This window comes from Sporolactobacillus sp. BBK16-2 (assembly GCF_059878335.1).
Window position 1 is genome coordinate 1145418 of the sequence record NZ_CM187611.1, and the last position, 18053, is coordinate 1163470.

At 45.3% G+C, this 18053-nt stretch carries 11 protein-coding genes; 5 read left to right on the top strand and 6 right to left on the bottom strand.

Annotated elements, in window-relative coordinates; all coding sequences use genetic code 11:
- Positions 1–223: 223 nt before the first annotated feature.
- The 3 genes from thrB to AC6F33_RS05800 are packed head-to-tail and all read right to left on the bottom strand — an operon-like array spanning position 224 to position 3478.
- Positions 224–1132 carry a homoserine kinase gene (gene thrB / locus AC6F33_RS05790; RefSeq protein WP_255746895.1) on the bottom strand — a complete coding sequence of 303 codons (909 nt, stop codon included), beginning with the start codon at positions 1130–1132 and terminating at the stop codon, positions 224–226.
- Positions 1129–2187 carry a threonine synthase gene (gene thrC, locus AC6F33_RS05795; RefSeq protein ID WP_255746896.1) on the bottom strand — a complete coding sequence of 353 codons (1059 nt, stop codon included), beginning with the start codon at positions 2185–2187 and terminating at the stop codon, positions 1129–1131. The genes thrB and thrC overlap by 4 nt, the downstream gene beginning before the upstream one ends.
- A gap of 4 nt (positions 2188–2191) precedes the next feature.
- A complete protein-coding gene (locus tag AC6F33_RS05800) occupies positions 2192–3478 on the bottom strand; it encodes a homoserine dehydrogenase (protein WP_304654774.1) in 1287 nt (428 codons plus the stop codon).
- Between the two features lie 702 nt (positions 3479–4180).
- Here AC6F33_RS05800 and AC6F33_RS05805 point away from each other — a divergent pair.
- Positions 4181–4684 (top strand): hypothetical protein, encoded by a 504-nt coding sequence (locus AC6F33_RS05805; protein WP_500777973.1) that lies wholly within the window; start codon positions 4181–4183, stop codon positions 4682–4684.
- A 9-nt stretch (positions 4685–4693) separates the two neighbouring features.
- On the opposite strand, the gene AC6F33_RS05810 is transcribed toward AC6F33_RS05805, so the two are convergent.
- The gene (locus AC6F33_RS05810; RefSeq protein WP_500777974.1) at positions 4694–5248 is read right to left on the bottom strand and encodes a hypothetical protein; all 555 of its coding nucleotides are present in this window, start codon (positions 5246–5248) and stop codon (positions 4694–4696) included.
- A gap of 2 nt (positions 5249–5250) precedes the next feature.
- The gene (locus tag AC6F33_RS05815; protein ID WP_500777975.1) at positions 5251–8325 is read right to left on the bottom strand and encodes a DEAD/DEAH box helicase; all 3075 of its coding nucleotides are present in this window, start codon (positions 8323–8325) and stop codon (positions 5251–5253) included.
- Positions 8326–8943: 618 nt separating this feature from the next.
- Between AC6F33_RS05815 and AC6F33_RS05820 the strand changes: the two genes are divergently transcribed.
- A complete protein-coding gene (locus tag AC6F33_RS05820) occupies positions 8944–9765 on the top strand; it encodes a lipoate--protein ligase family protein (RefSeq protein WP_255746904.1) in 822 nt (273 codons plus the stop codon).
- 39 nt (positions 9766–9804) lie between these two features.
- Positions 9805–10734, top strand: coding sequence for a lipoyl synthase (lipA, locus tag AC6F33_RS05825; protein WP_255746905.1), 930 nt, complete (start codon positions 9805–9807; stop codon positions 10732–10734).
- A gap of 45 nt (positions 10735–10779) precedes the next feature.
- Here lipA and gltC read toward each other — a convergent pair whose 3' ends face one another.
- Positions 10780–11685 carry a glutamate biosynthesis transcriptional regulator GltC gene (gltC, locus tag AC6F33_RS05830; protein WP_480952841.1) on the bottom strand — a complete coding sequence of 302 codons (906 nt, stop codon included), beginning with the start codon at positions 11683–11685 and terminating at the stop codon, positions 10780–10782.
- A 185-nt stretch (positions 11686–11870) separates the two neighbouring features.
- Here gltC and gltB point away from each other — a divergent pair, with 185 nt between their 5' ends.
- Entirely contained in the window at positions 11871–16421 is a 4551-nt protein-coding gene (gene gltB, locus AC6F33_RS05835) for a glutamate synthase large subunit (protein WP_255746907.1), read from the top strand.
- 54 nt (positions 16422–16475) lie between these two features.
- Entirely contained in the window at positions 16476–17936 is a 1461-nt protein-coding gene (locus tag AC6F33_RS05840; RefSeq protein WP_255746908.1) for a glutamate synthase subunit beta, read from the top strand.
- The last annotated feature ends 117 nt before the right edge of the window (positions 17937–18053 follow it).

Sequence of the window (18053 nt, forward strand, 5' to 3'; positions counted from 1 at the left end):
GAGTTGGCGCTGCAAACAATAGACGACATTTGATTATCGATCATTGGGAACGCAGGACAAGAAATAAAATATATAAACCGCCAAGAATTGCGGCAAATAAAAATATAAAGCCCCAGGCAATCTTAACTTTCATCAAAAAACCTCCTCATTTGCTCTTAGTTTGAGCAGATCAGGAGGTTTCTATTAAAAAGAAAACTGAGTGTCAGATGCCTATACTTGGAAATTATTTGGCGGATGCGATGCGTGTTTGCACACCAACGTTCACCGGCTCCAGCACGATACATTCGTAGTCTTTGAAACGCTTTTGCAGGAGACTGCACAAATTCGCACTTTTATCCTTGCTGACCAGTGACATGACTGTTGGACCTGCACCGCTTAAAAAGGTACCAAATGCTCCATTTTCACGCGCTATGTGAGTGATCTCATCCATATCAGGGATCAGCTTTGCGCGGTACGGCTGGTGAAATTTGTCGCTCTCCATCATTTTGCCCGCAGACACGCCGTCCTCACTCAGCAGAGCCGCGACGAGCACATTGCCAATACTGCTTGCTTCAATGGCTTGCTTGAAGGGCATTGTTGTAGGCAAGGCTTTGCGCGCTTCACTTGTCTTTAGTTCAAAGTTGGGAATGGTTGTCACCAAATCAAATTTCGGTGCGGGCAACCGTACACTTGTTACCCTCGTTTTCGATTGTGTAGAGATAACCAGTCCTCCGTAGAGCGAAGCCGTGACATTATCAGGATGGCCTTCGGTACGGCAAGCCATCCATGATTTATCCTCCAGGGAGAGATTAAGATCGAGCAGAACATTGGCAAGTTCAATACCTGCAATAATGGCGGATCCGCTGCTGCCCAGACCGCGTGAGAGCGGAATATCGTTAAACACATCCACAGAGTAGGCAGGCAGTGTTTTCCCATGTTCATCGGCAATTTTCCTGGCTGTAACATAAATCAGATTGTTTTCAAGAGCAGGGCGAAATGCAGGCTGATTCACATAGTGGAAGGACCATGAGTCTGCTTTGACTGCTTCTAAACGCAGATAACGGCCGACTGCCAAACCAATAGAATCGAATCCTGGCCCAAGATTAGCCGTGCTTCCCGGCACTTTTATTTGAAATGCCAGCGGCTTGCTCATTTGGTCACCTGTTGAAGATGATCGACAACAGCAGAAGCTTCGGCACCGATAATTGTCGGTTCAATCGTCAACGTATCCATTGCTGTGGTTGGATCCTTCAGACCGTTTCCAGTCAGAATACACACGATCTTCGAACCTTTTTTGATTTTGCCTGCAGCCACATGTTTCATCAGGCCCGCAACGGATGCGCAGGAAGCAGGTTCAGCAAAGACGCCTTCTGTTCGAGCGATCAGCTTGTAAGCAGCAATAATTTCTTCATCGGTTACGGAATCAATTTCTCCGCCTGATTCCTTTTCAGCAGCGACCGCAAGCTTCCAGCTGGCGGGGTTGCCGATTCGAATCGCGGTAGCAATCGTTTCGGGATTTTCAATAACTTTATTTTTGACAATGGCCGCGGATCCTTCTGCCTCGAATCCGTGAATTTCCGGCGGAGCGATCTGCTTGTTGTCGCGGAGTTCTTTGAACCCTTTCCAATAGGCAGAGATATTTCCGGCGTTGCCGACGGGGATACAAAGCACGTCCGGCGCGCTGCCGAGCTGATCAACGATTTCGTAAGCACCTGTTTTCTGTCCTTCAAGTCTGAACGGATTGATTGAGTTGACAATGGTAAAATCTGAATGTGCTCCTGTATAGCGAACAATATCCAAAGCTTGGTCAAAGTTTCCGTTGACTTCAAAGATCTTTGCTCCGTACATGACGGACTGAGCTAATTTGCCCAATGCAATTTTTCCTTTCGGAATGACGATGATGCAATCCATACCTGCACGTGCGCTGTAAGCAGCTGCCGATGCTGACGTGTTGCCGGTGGAAGCGCAGATTACACCTGTGCTTCCGCTTTCCTTTGCCTTAGCAACGGCGAGAAACATGCCGCGGTCTTTAAAACTACCTGTTGGATTCAGACCTTCGAATTTTCCATAAATCTCGCAGCCTAATTTTTCAGACAGCTTTTCAAGGGGAATGAGCGGTGTGTTTCCTTCAAGCAGCGTCAATCGCGGTGTTTTATCCGTAACCGGCAAGACATCCTTATATTGTTCCATTAAACCTTTCCAAGCCATGATTTTAGCCCCTTTCAACACGGAAGTATTTAGCATTCACAATGGCATCCAACTGTTTCAGCATTTCAAATGATTTTTCAAAAAGTACTTTGTTCGTGACGTGAGTGACAATGGCAACTTCGGCAACATCGCGTCCCGGAATCGGTTCCTGATATAGTTTTCCGAGGTTAATCTGCTGCTCCCTAAAGAGATCGGTCAGTTTTGAGAATGAGCCGGGTTCATCCTTCATATGCATCCGAACAAAGAACTGGCTCTCGACAAGATTATCCTTGCGGGCATGCAATTCTTTTTTTGGTAGAAAAATATGATTGCCGGTTACGCCAAGCGAGATATTGCGGACAACTGAGAGAAGGTCGGAAACGACGGATACCGCAGTCGGGCCTTCTCCGGCGCCTGCACCATAATACATGGTTTCTCCTAATGCAGAACTATAAACATAGATGGCGTTGTTTTCATTTTCCACCGAAGCGAGCGGATGGCCGTTAGGAAGCAGTGTCGGTTCGACGCGTACATCAATGTCGCCATTGTTGACCTCCGAGATGCCAACCAGTTTGATCGTGTATCCAAGCTTCTTAGCAAAAACGATATCTTCACGCGTCACATCAGTGATACCCTTAATTTTTACATCGTCCAGTTTCACAGGAATAGAATAGGCAAGATGACTTAAAATGACCATTTTTCGCGCGGCATCAAGTCCCTCGACATCCGATGTAGGATCGGCTTCGGCAAACCCCAACTTTTGGGCAGAAGCGAGTGCTTTTTCATACGACAAGCCTTCGCCACTCATCTTGCTCAAAATATAGTTGGTCGTTCCATTCACAATACCGATCATTTTCTGAATCCGATCAGCTGCCAGACTGTCGGTAAGTGTCCTGAGAATAGGAATTCCGCCGGCAACACTCGCTTCGTAATAGAGATCGCAATGATTGGTTCTTGCTTCTAAAAGTAATTCTTCGCCGTAGGAAGCCATGAGGTCTTTATTGGCAGTGATTACGTTTTTCTTATTTTTAAGCGCTCGCAGAATATAACGATACGCTTGATCCACGCCGCCGATCAATTCAATAATTACATTTATTTCGGGATTGTCAAGAATTTCATAGACATCTGTGGTTAAATTTCGGTTATCAATGAGTACTTTTCTCGGTCTGTTTTTGTTGCGGACGAGCACTTTTTCCAGGTGGATTTCACAACCGGTACGTTCCTCAAGTCGTTCTCTGTCTTTTGTAAGCAGCCTGACGACGCCAGTTCCGACCGTTCCGAAACCAAGCAAGCCTATGGACACCTTCTTCAATTCTCACCACTCCTCGTATGCACACGCTACTAAAAGTATACGTGATCACAGATTAAGGCGCAGGCAGTATGTTAACGCAACTGTCCGCACTTTTCTATTTTTCAGTCAAATAACGAACGACGTTATGTATCTTGCATTATAACCCGAAGATTGAGCAACAACAAGACAATTTTTCTTGACAAATGCGTATGAGTGGAAAGAGAAAACGCCATGGTGTTTTGAATAGATTTAATTCTCTTGAGCAGCGAAAAAAAGATTATCATGTAAATCAGATGAGAATGAAGCTATGGGGGTTGACCATCCGTGAAAAATACGTTAGTATAAATGCCAATCGTCAATAGTTTAATGAATTAAAGTGATGATGGGGACTTGTCATGTGGGAAATGGTTTTCAGAGAATCGGGAATGGTGAAAACCCGGTAACCGGCACATGAACATACCGCCCTTGAATGTCTGTCTGAAGAGAGTAGGACAGAACGAGTGCCGGTCACTTGTTACAAAAATGACTGATCTCAAGATTGAGTTTACAGTTGCTAAGCCGGTGTTTGTGAAAACATCGGGAAGCTGGGTGGAACGTGAAAAGCCAAACCTTTTCGCCCCTGCACATTTATTTGTGCGGGGCGGAAAGGTTTTTTGTTTCAGAGTTAATAGTTATTGAACTTCAAATCTGTGCGATGCATATACGAAATGGGTGTCTGAACGAATGAAACAGAGCATGAACGTTGAATTAATGGATCAGGAACAGCTGTATGACTGTCTCTCGAATGTGTTGGGAGGCAAGAGATCACGCGCAAAAAACGTCTCCGTGACGCGTCACGGAGAGGAAAAGGCTGTGACTTACGAATTTGCGGAGACAAAAGCATCAGGCATTGGTCATGAATGGGTACAAAACGGTCCGCAGATTGGCGAGAGAGAGCTGGTGACAATATGTTTGCCGCTCCTATCGGAAAAAGAGTTTTGCCATGTTAACCATTTGATCTCAAAGTATAGAGGTACAATCATTGACAACAGAGACTTAACCTACACCGCGACGGCTGATGCATCCGCGAAACAAGTTGATGCATTGATTTGTGAACTGCTCCCTTATGGAATGACAGCAATGTCCAGAACAGTCATTGAACAAGATATTGATGCTCCTATGTCCTTAAAGAATGAGCAGCATGAGAACTACAAAGCTTTGGCGCGTGTGATCAGATCCGGCTGCTGATCGATGTACTTATTTTCTTTTTTTTGCCGCTTGGGCCATAACCGTTTTAACAATTTCCTCGGCGTTGTTTTGAAGATCCGGACGCATGATTAGTTTGCTTGTGTCGAAATGCTTATAGCTTGGCGTTTCCTTTGCCACTCGTTTCTTTAAACGCGCAACGAGCGCACGGTAGGCAGGACTATCTCCCTGGTCGACCGCCGATTCAGCCTTATCGACTTCATTTGTTTTATCAAGGCGCATGACCCAATAAATAATGGCCGCCGTTATGTGTTCGCAAAAGGGAGCGGTTGACGTGCAGCCGCAATCGGCAGTCATTGTGCTGATTTTTGGGGGAAGTGGCGTCTTAGATTGTTTGCTATTCCAGTGAATATTGACCTGAAAAAAAGTGCTGTGAACATCTTCAACACTTGCGTGCAATCCTTGATCCGACGCATGATAATCCCATACCCGATGCTTGTCATACAACATCAGACCGCGTTCGAATGCGCTTTGCTGTGCTCTTGCTGCATAATCAGCCAGCCATCCGGCCAGTCTGGCATTACGAAACGTAAGTCTGCGTGCCATGATTACACCACTCCTTCATGTAATTGAATCAGATTTAACAGTTCCTGATCGCTCATTTCAGTCAGCCAGGACTCCCCGCCGCTGAGAATCTGTTTTTGCAAGCTCTTCTTTCGCTCGATCAACTGATCAATTCGTTCTTCAAGCGTTCCTTCACAAATTAGTTTATAGACATAGACATTGCGTTCTTGACCAATCCGGTAGGCTCTGTCGGTAGCCTGTTCTTCAACAGCCGGATTCCACCAACGATCATAGTGGATCACATATCCTGCTTCTGTCAAATTAATTCCTACTCCGCCAGCCTTGAGTGAAAGGATAAAAAGTGTCTTCTTATGATCGGGATTCTGAAATTTATCGATCATTTTCTGGCGCTGTTCGGCACTTAAGGAACCGTGAAGGAAGAAAACCTGAGCATCCGGATATTTTTGCTGTACTTCTTCAAGCAGTAGTTTCCCCATTTTTACATATTGAGTAAAAAGAAGAACCTTCTCATCCTGTTCAAAAAGTGGATCAAGTATTTGAAACAATAAATCAAGTTTACCGGACGTCTGGTCGCTGGTTGCAGACGGATCGCTGACTAATGAAGGATGGTCGCATACCTGCTTCAGTTTGGTCAGCGTCGACAAAATCAGGCCTTTTCTCTGGATTCCGCCTGTCTCCGCGACGTTCTTTTTCAATCTGTTGACTATGGATTGGTAAAGTGATGCTTGATTTTTTGTCAAGTTGCAGATCCTTTTTGCTTCAACCTTTTCCGGCAGATCACGAATAATCTTTTTATCTGTTTTTTCACGTCGAAGGAGAAAAGGACGAATCATTTGGGTGAGCTGACGTCCTTTAGATCGGTTGTTTTTCTTCTCAATCGGATGAATAAACTGAGTTCGGAAACGTTCAAGTGATCCGAGATAGCCCGGATTCAAGAAATCCATAATCGACCAAAGTTCTTCAAGACGATTTTCAATAGGCGTACCCGTCAATACAAGACGATGTGCGGTCTGAATCGGGCGTAATGCACGCGTTTTTTGAGCGTGCGGATTTTTGATCGCCTGCGCTTCATCAAGAATGACACAGCTCCAATTGTAGCCCAGCATTTCGCTGGCTTCTTTTGTGTATATTGCATAACTGGTCACGACGACATCGCATGCGCGAAGGCGCGCGTGGAACGATTTTCCGCGCAAACGATCCGTACCGTGATGAATATACAGATCAAGCTGAGGCGAAAATGTCGCGCATTCATGCTTCCAGTTCGCAACGAGCGAGGTCGGACAAATAATCAGAGCAGGTCCTTTTGGAAGGGCGGAATCAGAAAGTGAATCTTCGGAATGCTGCTTGATATAATCCAAATAGGCGATTGCTTGAACCGTTTTACCCAGTCCCATATCATCGGCAAGACATCCTCCGACATGTTGGCGGCGCAAATTAACGAGCCATGTATAGCCTCGTTTCTGGTAGGAACGCAGACTGCCGACAAATGCATCGGGCAGCTGAACGCTGCGGGCAGGCTTTTTTAATAATTGGCTCAGATAATTGCCGATTTCCGAATCAAGATGAATATTGATTCGGCCGTTTCGTTTGCGGCGGCGGGTTGCCTCAATTTTCATCGCTGCAGAAACACTCGGCTTTTTATCAAATAGGCTGAGTGCATCTTCCATTTCTTCGTAAGCCTTCATCATTTGATTAACTGGCAAATGGATCCACTGATTTCCTTGATAGATAAACGGTTGATTGGCGCGGACAAGTTGTCTGAATTCGTCGGTACTTAATTGAATGTCTCCAATTGCAATACGCCAATCATAAGTGATCAGCGAATCTAAACTGAATAGTGATGCGTCATTTCCGCTTTTTTTCTGATGAATATCCAAATCAACAGTTACTGACGGAGCATCTTGAATCGCAACATTTTCCGGAAAAACAACAAGGATGGAGGCGTCTGCAAGGATATGCTCGTATTGAAAGAGTTCCGAGAGCTCATGTATTGAGATGCAGCCGTCAGAAATGCCTTTGAACAATGAAACAATTGATTCCGGTATTTGCCCTTTTATCCGATCGAAACATTGGGACAGCCAATTTTCTTGGGTGAGCGAGACCGGACCGGCAGTCTCTTCAGGTGAACGCTCTGCAAGCCTGCCATTTTGCCAGCCGGAAATTTTGATTGTGTAGTCCCAAATGGATGACGCAGAAAACAAATTGTCTGCATTCGCAGGCTTAAGGATTATTTTCGCTGTTTCCGGAACAAAATAGGCTTCAGTTTGTTCACGTTTATAGTTCAACAGTGCCTGCTCCCATGAATCGGATTGTGCAGACGCAACAGGGCGGACCCATCCTGCAAGTTCAAATTCTAACTGATCCATTTGTTCGATCTGTTGCTGGTCATGAAGGATCATCCATGGTTTGTCTGTTCCAGTAAGAGGACTGCCGCTTTTGAATTGATTCAGAAATGAATCGTGATCACTATTCTCAAGCTCAATCAGCTGATTGCTTAAATCTGTCTTTTGATTGGAACGAATCATGGCGTTCAGCCAATAGATGACAATTAGGTAAACCCATTGCTGCACCTTCTGATCCTGCAACTCATCTATTGAGAATGCGAGGCGCGGCAACCGGCTCAGCCAATCGGCAAACAACCCGCTATCAGTGAGAACGCGGGCATCGGGTATCCATTGACAGAAATAGCATTGCTCATCTTTTCCACGCTTCAGATGATAGAAAAAGGGATAAAAAAGTCCATTTTCTAATAGACTATCTATAGTTTCTGATATTTGGCGAAACCATTGTACAGTGAGTCCGGGTAAAATGCCCTTTTGATCTTCCCGAATAACCCCGTCATGGATCAAACGAAAGACGCCAGTCATCGGCATAATAGCGCCGTCAACGTCAGCGTCGCTCTTACCATCAATAAACTTCGCTTTATAAGGGAAAAAAGGATATGAGGATGCTTCGCTCAGCCATTCGGGAACCTCCGCGTTGTCTGTGGAGCGGTTCGGAAAGGGCAGGACTTCACCATTCATGTCAGTAAACCAAATGAAAAAGTTCCATGAATTCTCAATATGAGGAATAAAAGTCATTTGAAGAAATCGATCCATCCAGTAAGATCTCCTTAAAAAGTTGGTGATGTTAAACAATCATATTGTTTATTGGCTCATTTACCACCGGGTTGATGAACGATGGGGAAAAGCTTTCATACTTCGAGCCATCAAATCGGCATATTTTTCAGCAAGCTGAAAGATGTGAAGAGCAAATTAGGCTTTTCACGAATAGGTCAATAATATAGTACGAACAACAAAATCCTGCAACAAAGCCAAAAATAAAAACTGAAATCAAAATTCTATATTATATAGAAACAACTGGCCATAGATTTAATGATTTAGACCATTGAATGCTTGCATTTGCATAAAATTACTATCCTATAAGTGTATCATAGCGATCATTAAGAAGATACTTCAATTCCTGATAATCAGCTGACGAGATGGATAGGCACATGCAATTTTATTGAATTCTTGTTATGATAAACAGAGAAGTTAATTGAGCGCTGTATAACATTATGGCACAGATGGTGATGAAACTATACTTGTAAGGTTCATAATATTGTTAGCGCTAACATTTTCTGTGTACACAGATTTAACGATGAGTTCTAATTATTGAGTGTTTTAAATAACACGGGAATGATGTGTTGGAGCCAGAAAGTAAAGGCGGGATTGCAAATGAAAGAGAAAGAGTGGTATTTTATTGATTCAGGCGTCAATTCACCGGCGTATAACATGGCACTTGATGAATATCTGCTTGAATGCGGTGCAAAGGGCAGGAAGCAGCCAGTCCTTCGTTTCTATGGCTGGAATCCTCCGGGGCTCTCCATTGGCTACTTTCAAAAGACTGATGGAAAAATTGATTGGGAAGGAACAAAGGCACATCACATTGAATGCGTACGTCGCTTGACTGGTGGGCGCGCTGTACTCCACCATAATGAACTCACTTATAGTGTCATTATTCCTGAAAATGATCCGGACATGCCGCACTCAGTTGTCGGGGCTTACAGGGTTTTGTCCAAAGGATTGCTCGAAGGATTCAGAGCGATGGGATTAAGTGCGGATCTTGCCATCCCCGAAAAAAAGCCGGGCAGTGCCCATTCACCAGTGTGCTTTGAGGAAGCATCCTGGTATGAACTGGTCGTTGAAGGACGGAAGGCTGCAGGAAGCGCACAGACAAGGCAGAAGGGAATGATCCTTCAGCATGGATCAATTCCGATCTCAGTTAATGAAGACGAACTCTTTGATTGTTTTTATTATGCAAACGCCAAGCTGAAGGAGCGGGCAAAACGGGCCTTTTCCGGTAAGGCGGTTGCACTGGAAGATCTACTGGGGCGAAGCGTTGACTTAGAGGAAGTCAAAGAGGCCTTCCATCACGGTTTTGAAGAAGGATTGGATATCAAGCTTCAGCCACTGATACTGACTGAAGACGATGAGCGAAACGTCTTGGCACTGGCAGAACAAAAGTATGAAACAGACCAATGGAATAAATCCAGGTAAGCGCAAAGCGGTCATTGAAAAACGCGAGGGGGAATAACAGTGGAAAAGCACGGATCCTATTTGAGAAAACCTGATTGGCTCAAGATACGAATCAATACGAATCAGGACTATCGCGGTATTAAACATCTGATGAGGGAAGAGAGCTTGCACACGGTTTGTGAGGAAGCAAAATGCCCAAATATTCATGAATGCTGGGCAACCCGCCGGACTGCGACATTTATGATTCTAGGTGACGTATGTACGAGAGGATGCCGTTTTTGTGCGGTCAAAACCGGCAGACCGACAGAACTGGATCTCCGCGAACCGGAACGTGTCGCAGATTCAGTATGCAAGATGCGTCTGCGTCATGTCGTTGTGACCGCAGTGGCCCGAGACGATCTCAAGGATGGCGGTGCATTTGTTTTCGCAGAAACTATTCGTGCGATCCGAAGAAAGGCACCCTATTGCACCATTGAAGTATTGCCTTCAGACATGAAAGGCGATGATGAAAGTATTCTGACGCTCATGGATGCAAAACCGGATATTTTCGATCACAATATTGAAACGGTTCGAAGACTTACGAAACGTGTTCGTGCAATCGCCACCTACGATCGCTCACTCGCGGTTTTGAAACGGGTAAAGGAACTGAGCCCAAATACACCTGTAAAATCAAGTATTATGGTCGGTCTTGGTGAAACTAAAGAAGAGATTCTTGAGGCAATGGATGATTTGCTTGCGAATCATGTGGATATCATGGTGATCGGCCAATATTTGCAGCCGACTCGAAAGCATCTGGATGTCATCCGTTACTATACACCGGAAGAATTCGATGAGCTTAAGGAAATCGCACTTGCAAAAGGTTTCAGACACTGTGAAGCGGGACCTCTGGCCCGTTCATCTTATCATGCTGATGAACAAGTTGGAGAGGATTCACGTCGCCGTCATGACGAATTGATTCGTCAATCTGAAAAAGAAACCGGAACTGAATAATAATACATCAGAGCGCCGCGTCTTGTTTACTTCAGACGCGGCACTTTATTGCCCGAAACGATGCAATCGTTCATAAAAGTCGTCAATAAAGGATGAAAAAAGCTGCTCGGAAGGAGCGAGATCACGATCGCGCGGCCGTATCACGCCAACGGAACGCGATATTTTCGGAGTGCTGAGTGCAAGAGCAGTGACGTCGTCCGGAAGATTATATGCGGCAGCATTTTCAGGCATTAAGGCAATACCGAAATTGGATGAGACTAGGCTCTTAATTGTGTCCATGTCCTCACCTTCAAAAACGATATTCGGAGTAAATCCGGCCTGTCTGCACGCATCACGGAATAATTCTTGAAGGGAAAGCTTGCTGCGAAATGTGATAAATCGTTCGTTTTTGAGTTGGCTCAGCGGAATTGATCCATGTCCGGCTTTTTTATGCTGTTTCGGCATGAGAAGAACCATTCGCTCCGTATAAAGGATGCTGCTGCGTACAACGTCATGGTGCTTCGGAACCGGCGAAGCAAAGGCAAGATCGATGCTGCCCTGTTCAATCAATTTAATTAGGTAGGGGACCGTGCCCTGATGGAGCTGGAAATCAATGCCTGGGTGTATGTCATGAAATTTTTGCAAAACAATAGGCAAGGTGTGTACCGACAAACTTGTTGAAATTCCAAGTCGGATCAAGCCCGTTTCAGGATTAAGGTATTCTTTAATCTTTTTTTGAGCTTTTTCAAATTCAATTAATCCCCGTTCCGCATGTTGCAGAAATATTTTTCCTGCTTGCGTAAGTTGAATGTTGCGCCCTTTGCGCGAAAAAAGAGCAACGCCGAGTTCGTCCTCAAGCAGCGCAATCTGACGGCTGATCGCGGATTGCGCGACATGCAAAGCTTCAGATGCTTGTGTTATATGTTCCCTTGTTGCCGCTTCTATAAAATATTGAATCTGCCTTAATTCCATTATTCGCACACCATTCATCTAAAATTGAGATTGATTTATTCTAAATTATATATTGTAAAGATTGATATTGAAAGAGTAAAATTAAATCACCATACTTTTGGCCTAATAAAGAGATAAAAAATACGTTTTCAGAAAACTCACACAGATATGATGCGTGATTGCGAACAGAAGGAAGGATGAGGTTTATGATGAGCAAAGTTCAGACGAGAGAGAAACCGGAAGGACTTTACCGCCCGGAATTTGAACATGATGCATGCGGAATCGGTATGTACGCGGATATTAAAGGGCGTGCGTCTAATGAGATTGTCAAGACTGCGCTGGAGATGCTGGCAAGGCTCGATCACAGAGCCGGTAAGGCTGCCGATGGAAAAACAGGCGACGGAGCCGGAATTTTGGTTCAAATTCCCGACCGTTATTTTCAGGAAGTATGCGATTTTGAGCTTCCCCCTGTAGGACATTATGGTGTCGGCATGTTTTTTATGCCCCAGGATCGTTCGAGCCGATTGGTTGCAATCGGCAAAATTAAAGCCTGCATTGCTGCACGAAATCTAAGAATATACGGCGAGCGCGATGTTCCAATCGACGAAAACGAAATCAGCCGTTTGGCAAGAAGCAAGGCGCCATATATGTACCAAATGTTTATCGGCACGGCGAATCAAGACGCAGGGCCGGTACTGGATTCGAAATTGTATTTGCTTAGAAAAGCCATTGAAGCAAAACTTAATGATGAAATATATGTTGCCAGCCTCTCAAGCCAAACTCTTGTTTATAAAGGTATGCTTCGGGCAAAAGAGGTTTCGGCTTTTTATACAGACTTGCAGGATGAACGCTTTGTTTCAGCGCTTGCCTTAGTCCATTCACGGTACAGCACAAATACCTTCCCAAGCTGGGAACGAGCCCACCCAAACCGGATGATTGTACACAATGGAGAAATCAATACAATTCGCGGCAATATGAGCTGGTTTAATGCCAAAGCGAAACGTTTAAATGACGGAAAACTTCCTCAGATTATTGATCCTGAGGGCAGTGATTCGGCTATTTTTGATAATGTACTCGAATTTTTAACCTATCATGGTTTTTCACTTCCACATGCGGTAATGATGATGGTACCTGAGCCTTGGGAGGGAGATAACGGACTCCCTGATTATCTGCGTGACTTCTATGAATTTCATAGCAGAACGATGGAACCATGGGACGGTCCTATGGCACTTGGATTCTGTAATGGAAAACAAATTGGAGCAATTCTCGATCGCAACGGCCTCAGACCGGCACGCTATTACATCACGAATGACGATAAAGTTGTATTCTCGTCTGAAGTAGGTGTCGCCGATCTGAAACCAGAAAACATTCGAGAACGCTGTCATCTGAAACCGGGCCAGCTGCTGCTCATCGATACCGAAAAAGGGCGTATTGTACCGAGCGATGAGTTGAAGAAAGAAATCTGTTCATCGATTCATTACGCGGATCTTCTGAAAAAATCGGTAATCAAGCTAAACGGACAGCATGGAACCGGGGTACTTCTTCCCGACAGTAAGCGTCTTTTTCAACAAAAAGTGTTTGGCTATACCTATGAAGACGCAACGAAAGCCATTCAGCCTATGGCGGAACAAGGAAAGGAACCAACCGGTTCGATGGGCAATGACACACCGCTCGCGGTCTTGTCCAATAAGTCGCAATTGTTATTTGATTACTTTAAGCAGTGGTTCTCACAAGTAACAAATCCGCCGATCGATGCCATTCGAGAGGCACGGGTGATGTCGAAAATAACATGGCTTGGCCCGCAAATCAGCTTACTTGAACCAAGCAAGCATGTGACATCGCAAATTCGGTTGAAGCACCCAATCCTTGATCGAAAGGCATTTCAGGATCTTCAACACCAAGAATTAAAAACGCGTACGGTCGCACTGACTTATCTTGCCGAAGAGGGCAAATTCGGACTTTCCAAAGCAGTGGATCAGCTGATTCTGCATGTGGACGAAATGATCCATGATGATGTGTCGTTGATTATTCTTTCGGATCGGGATGTGGATCAAAATCATTTGCCGATTCCGTCTCTTCTTGCGGTCAGTGCGTTGCATCATCATTTAATCAATCAGGGAACACGGCCGCAAATCAGTTTGATTGTTGATTCAGGCGAACCGAGAGACAGTCATCAGGTAGCCGCATTACTTGGCTATGGAGCCGATGCCATTCATCCGTATTTGGCACTTAATACCGTTCATTCTTTAATTAAATCGAATCATTTGGATCTGTCCGAGGAAAAAGCGGAGCAAAATTACATTAAAGCACTCGTTGGCGGTATCGTAAAAATCATGTCTAAAGTAGGCATTTCGTCAATTCAAAGTTATCGTGGAGCGCAGACGTTTGAAGCGCTTGGTTTGTCAAATGCTCTTATTGATAAATATTTTAAGGGCACGGTATCACAGATCGGCGGTATTGGGCTGGAAGAAATTGAGACGGAAACCTTGTTGCGCCATAAAAAGGCTGTTGAGGAATGCCTACAAGGAGAAATGAAGCCATTGGACCCAGGCAGTACAATGCAATGGCGCCAAGGCGGGGAACAGCATAAAATTGAACCGCTGATTGTGCATACGCTTCAGCAGGCAGCACGGACAAACGATTATCAATTGTATAAAGACTATAAAAAAATGGTAGACAAAGCGCCGTTCTCGACCATTCGGAGCTTGCTGACTTTTGAAAAGGATCGAAAGCCGATCTCTCTTGAAGAGGTTGAACCTGTTGAAAACATTCTGAGACGGTTTAAAACCGGTGCAATGTCCTACGGATCGATCAGCAAAGAAGCACATGAAGCAATGGCGATTGCAATGAATCGTATCGGCGGGAAAAGCAACAGTGGTGAAGGTGGCGAGGATGCCGATCGATTTACGCATGATCAGAACGGCGACTGGCGCCGCAGCGCAATAAAACAAGTAGCATCAGCACGTTTTGGGGTAACAAGCTATTACCTCTCTGAAGCAGACGAACTGCAGATTAAGATGGCACAAGGTGCAAAGCCCGGTGAAGGCGGACAGCTGCCTGCCGGCAAAGTATATCCTTGGATCGCCCGCACCCGTCATGCAACAACAGGGGTTGCTCTAATTTCACCGCCGCCGCATCATGACATCTATTCAATTGAAGATTTGGCGCAATTGATCTATGACTTGAAGTCTAGTAATCCAAAGGCGAGAATCAGCGTTAAATTGGTTGCGAAAGGCGGAGTCGGTACCATTGCTGCTGGTGTTGCTAAAGGGAAAGCTGACGTAATTCTGATCAGCGGACATGACGGCGGGACTGGCGCAGCATCCAAAACAAGTATTAAGCATGCCGGACTTCCATGGGAAATCGGACTTGCCGAAGCGCATCAAACCTTGATGAAAAACGGTCTGCGTGATCGTGTTCGTCTTGAAACTGATGGGAAATTGATGACGGGGCGCGATGTTTTGATTGCTGCTTGTCTCGGTGCGGAAGAGTTCGGTTTCGCTACGGCACCGCTTGTGGTTCTCGGTTGCCTGATGATGCGCGCGTGTCACCTTGATTCATGTCCTGTCGGCATCGCAACGCAAAATCCGGAATTGCGCAAGAATTTTATGGGCAATCCGGATCACATTGTTCATTTTATGACGTTTATTGCTCAGGATATTCGTGAACAATTGGCTGAACTGGGATATCGTTCGCTTAATGAAGTCATTGGACAGGCGCATTTGCTCAGAATTAAAAAAGAAGTACACAGTCACTGGAAAGCACGCACATTGGATCTCTCCGACCTGCTTTATCAGGCAGAAAGCGATGTTTCCAAACGCTACTTCGCCCGCGCTCAAGAGCACCACGTCGAGCGCCGTTTTGACGAACGTAATTTGGTTGCCACCTGTCTGCCGACGATTGAAAACAAGCGTCCGGTGCAACTTGTCTATAAATTAAAGAATTCCGACCGAACCGTCGGATCGACACTTGGCTATTTCATTTCACGTTCGACCGGAGGTAAGGGCTTGCCTGAAGACACTATTACTTTGTCCTTTACCGGGAGTGCCGGACAGAGTTTTGCGGCATTCATTCCGAAAGGTGTAACGATGATCTTGACGGGAGATGCCAATGATTATGTCGGCAAAGGACTGTCGGGAGGAAAAGTAGTTATTAAGTCAGAAGAGCTTGAGGGTGTTGATTCAGATTCCCAAGCAATGATGGGAAATGTTGCCTTGTTTGGCGCAACGAGCGGTGAAGCTTATGTGCGCGGTACCGCCGGCGGACGTTTTTGCGTGCGCAACAGCGGGGCTAAGGCTGTTGTCGAAGGAGTCGGCGAGAACGGTTGTGAATATATGACCGGAGGCAGGGTTGTCGTCCTTGGTGCAATCGGAAGAAATTTTGCTGCTGGAATGTCCGGCGGTGTTGCTTATGTTCTTCCTGATGGTGAACGTGATCAGCTGATTCCTCTAATTAATAAGGAATTGGTAAATATCGAACCGCTCACGGATAAGCAGGAGCAGGATGAGGTTTATCAGTTGATTAAGAATCATTTGGATCATACCGGCAGTCCGAAAGCCAAAAAAGTACTCATGAACTGGAAAGAATCCATCCAACGAATGATCAAGATTATTCCGCGCGACTACGAAGCAATACTTGAACAAATTGCGCGGTATGAATCGCAGGGATTGACCGGAGAACAAGCCAAGGAGCAAGCGTTCTACTTGAAAAAGCAAGGAAATTTAAGTGTGCGCAATTCCACTTATTTACCGGTTTGAGTTCAAGACGCCGACTTTTGCAGCGGACAAATTTTGAAAGGATGAAGTTTACCTATGGGACAATTAATGGGTTTCCTGAATATAGAGAAAAAGAATCAAAAAGAACGCAAGCCGGTTGAACGTGTGCATGACTGGGGCGAATATAAAATTCCATTGGTGGAAAAGGATGCAAAAGAGCAAGCGGCACGCTGCATGGATTGCGGTATTCCTTACTGTCAAATTGGTACCACAATAAACAGAGGTACAACCGGATGCCCCATCCACAATCTAATTCCTGAGTGGAATGACCTTGTTTATCATGGGCTTTGGAAGGAAGCTTATGACCGTCTGGCGAAAACAAATAATTTTCCTGAATTTACATCGAAAGCCTGTCCTGCTCCATGTGAAGGATCATGTACCGCAGGCTTTGTCAGTGATCCGGTTTCGATTAAATCCATAGAGCGAGCAATTATCGACCGTGCCTTTGAAGAAGGATGGGTCGTACCGAAACCGCCGAAACGGCGTACGGGCAAAAAGGTCGCTGTGATCGGATCAGGACCTGCGGGGCTCGCCTGCGCAGACCAATTAAATAAAATTGGTCATGAGGTGACTGTTTTTGAACGATCGGATCGTCCAGGCGGTTTGCTGATGTATGGTATTCCAAGCATGAAAATTGAAAAGGATGTCGTAGACCGTCGCGTTCATTTGCTTGAAGAAGAAGGTATTCTTTTTAGAACAAATGCGGATGTAGGAAACACAGTCAGCGTCGAAGCGCTAAAAGAAAACTATGATGCAGTGATTCTCTGCACAGGCGCAGGCAAGCATCGTGAGGTGTCGATCGAGGGTCGCGAATTGAAGGGTATTTCACCGGCAATGCAGTATTTGACTGCAAGCAATCGTCACCTGCTCTATGGCGAAGCGCTAAAGCCTGATTTCGATGCAAAGGGAAAACATGTGATTGTGATCGGTGGCGGAGATACAGGCGAAGATTGTGTGGCAACGGCAATTCGTCAAGAATGCAAAAGTGTTGTTCAGTTTGGCAAACACGGCAAGCTTCCAACTCAACGCATGGCCAATAATCCGTGGCCGGAGCATCCAAATGTTTTCTCGGTGGATTATGCTTATGAAGAGGCTGAAGAGGTACTTGGAAAGGATCCGCGTGAATACTATGTTGAAACGCAGAAATTTATTGGAAATTCCGATGGACATGTGCAGGAGCTGATCACCGGTTCATTTAAGAAAGATACGGATGATGCAGCTAAAAAAAGCTGGAAGGCCGATCTTGTGCTCATCGCCATTGGTTTCCAAGGCACTGAAGACAAAATATTTGAGGATTTCAAAGTAACTAAAGACGCCTCAGGCCGTGTGATCGAAACGGATTCACGCAGCTACCAGACAAGCCAGGAAGGTATCTTTGCAGCGGGCGATGTTCGCCGTGGAGCAAGCTTGATTGTATGGGCGATTGAAGAGGGGCGCAAAGCAGCGGCTGCCGTTGATCTTTATTTGGATAAGAAATTGTCTTTGCTTCACAAATAAATCATTTCATAAATAGTTCATTGTGAAATTCATCATTCATAAAAGCCGACATTTGTCGGCTTTTTTCTAATTCATGTGATGTGAAACGACTATGTTGTTTACCGTTCATGAATAAAC

Excerpts from the sequence above, each read along its gene's own strand:
- thrB (WP_255746895.1), bottom strand. The coding sequence starts at position 1,132 with ATGAGCAAGCCGCTGGCATTTCAAATAAAAGTGCCGGGAAGCACGGCT.
- thrC (WP_255746896.1), bottom strand. The coding sequence starts at position 2,187 with ATGGCTTGGAAAGGTTTAATGGAACAATATAAGGATGTCTTGCCGGTT.
- AC6F33_RS05805 (WP_500777973.1), top strand. The coding sequence starts at position 4,181 with ATGAAACAGAGCATGAACGTTGAATTAATGGATCAGGAACAGCTGTAT.
- AC6F33_RS05810 (WP_500777974.1), bottom strand. The coding sequence starts at position 5,248 with ATGGCACGCAGACTTACGTTTCGTAATGCCAGACTGGCCGGATGGCTG.
- AC6F33_RS05815 (WP_500777975.1), bottom strand. The coding sequence starts at position 8,325 with ATGGATCGATTTCTTCAAATGACTTTTATTCCTCATATTGAGAATTCA.
- AC6F33_RS05820 (WP_255746904.1), top strand. The coding sequence starts at position 8,944 with ATGAAAGAGAAAGAGTGGTATTTTATTGATTCAGGCGTCAATTCACCG.
- gltC (WP_480952841.1), bottom strand. The coding sequence starts at position 11,685 with ATGGAATTAAGGCAGATTCAATATTTTATAGAAGCGGCAACAAGGGAA.
- gltB (WP_255746907.1), top strand. The coding sequence starts at position 11,871 with ATGATGAGCAAAGTTCAGACGAGAGAGAAACCGGAAGGACTTTACCGC.
- AC6F33_RS05840 (WP_255746908.1), top strand. The coding sequence starts at position 16,476 with ATGGGACAATTAATGGGTTTCCTGAATATAGAGAAAAAGAATCAAAAA.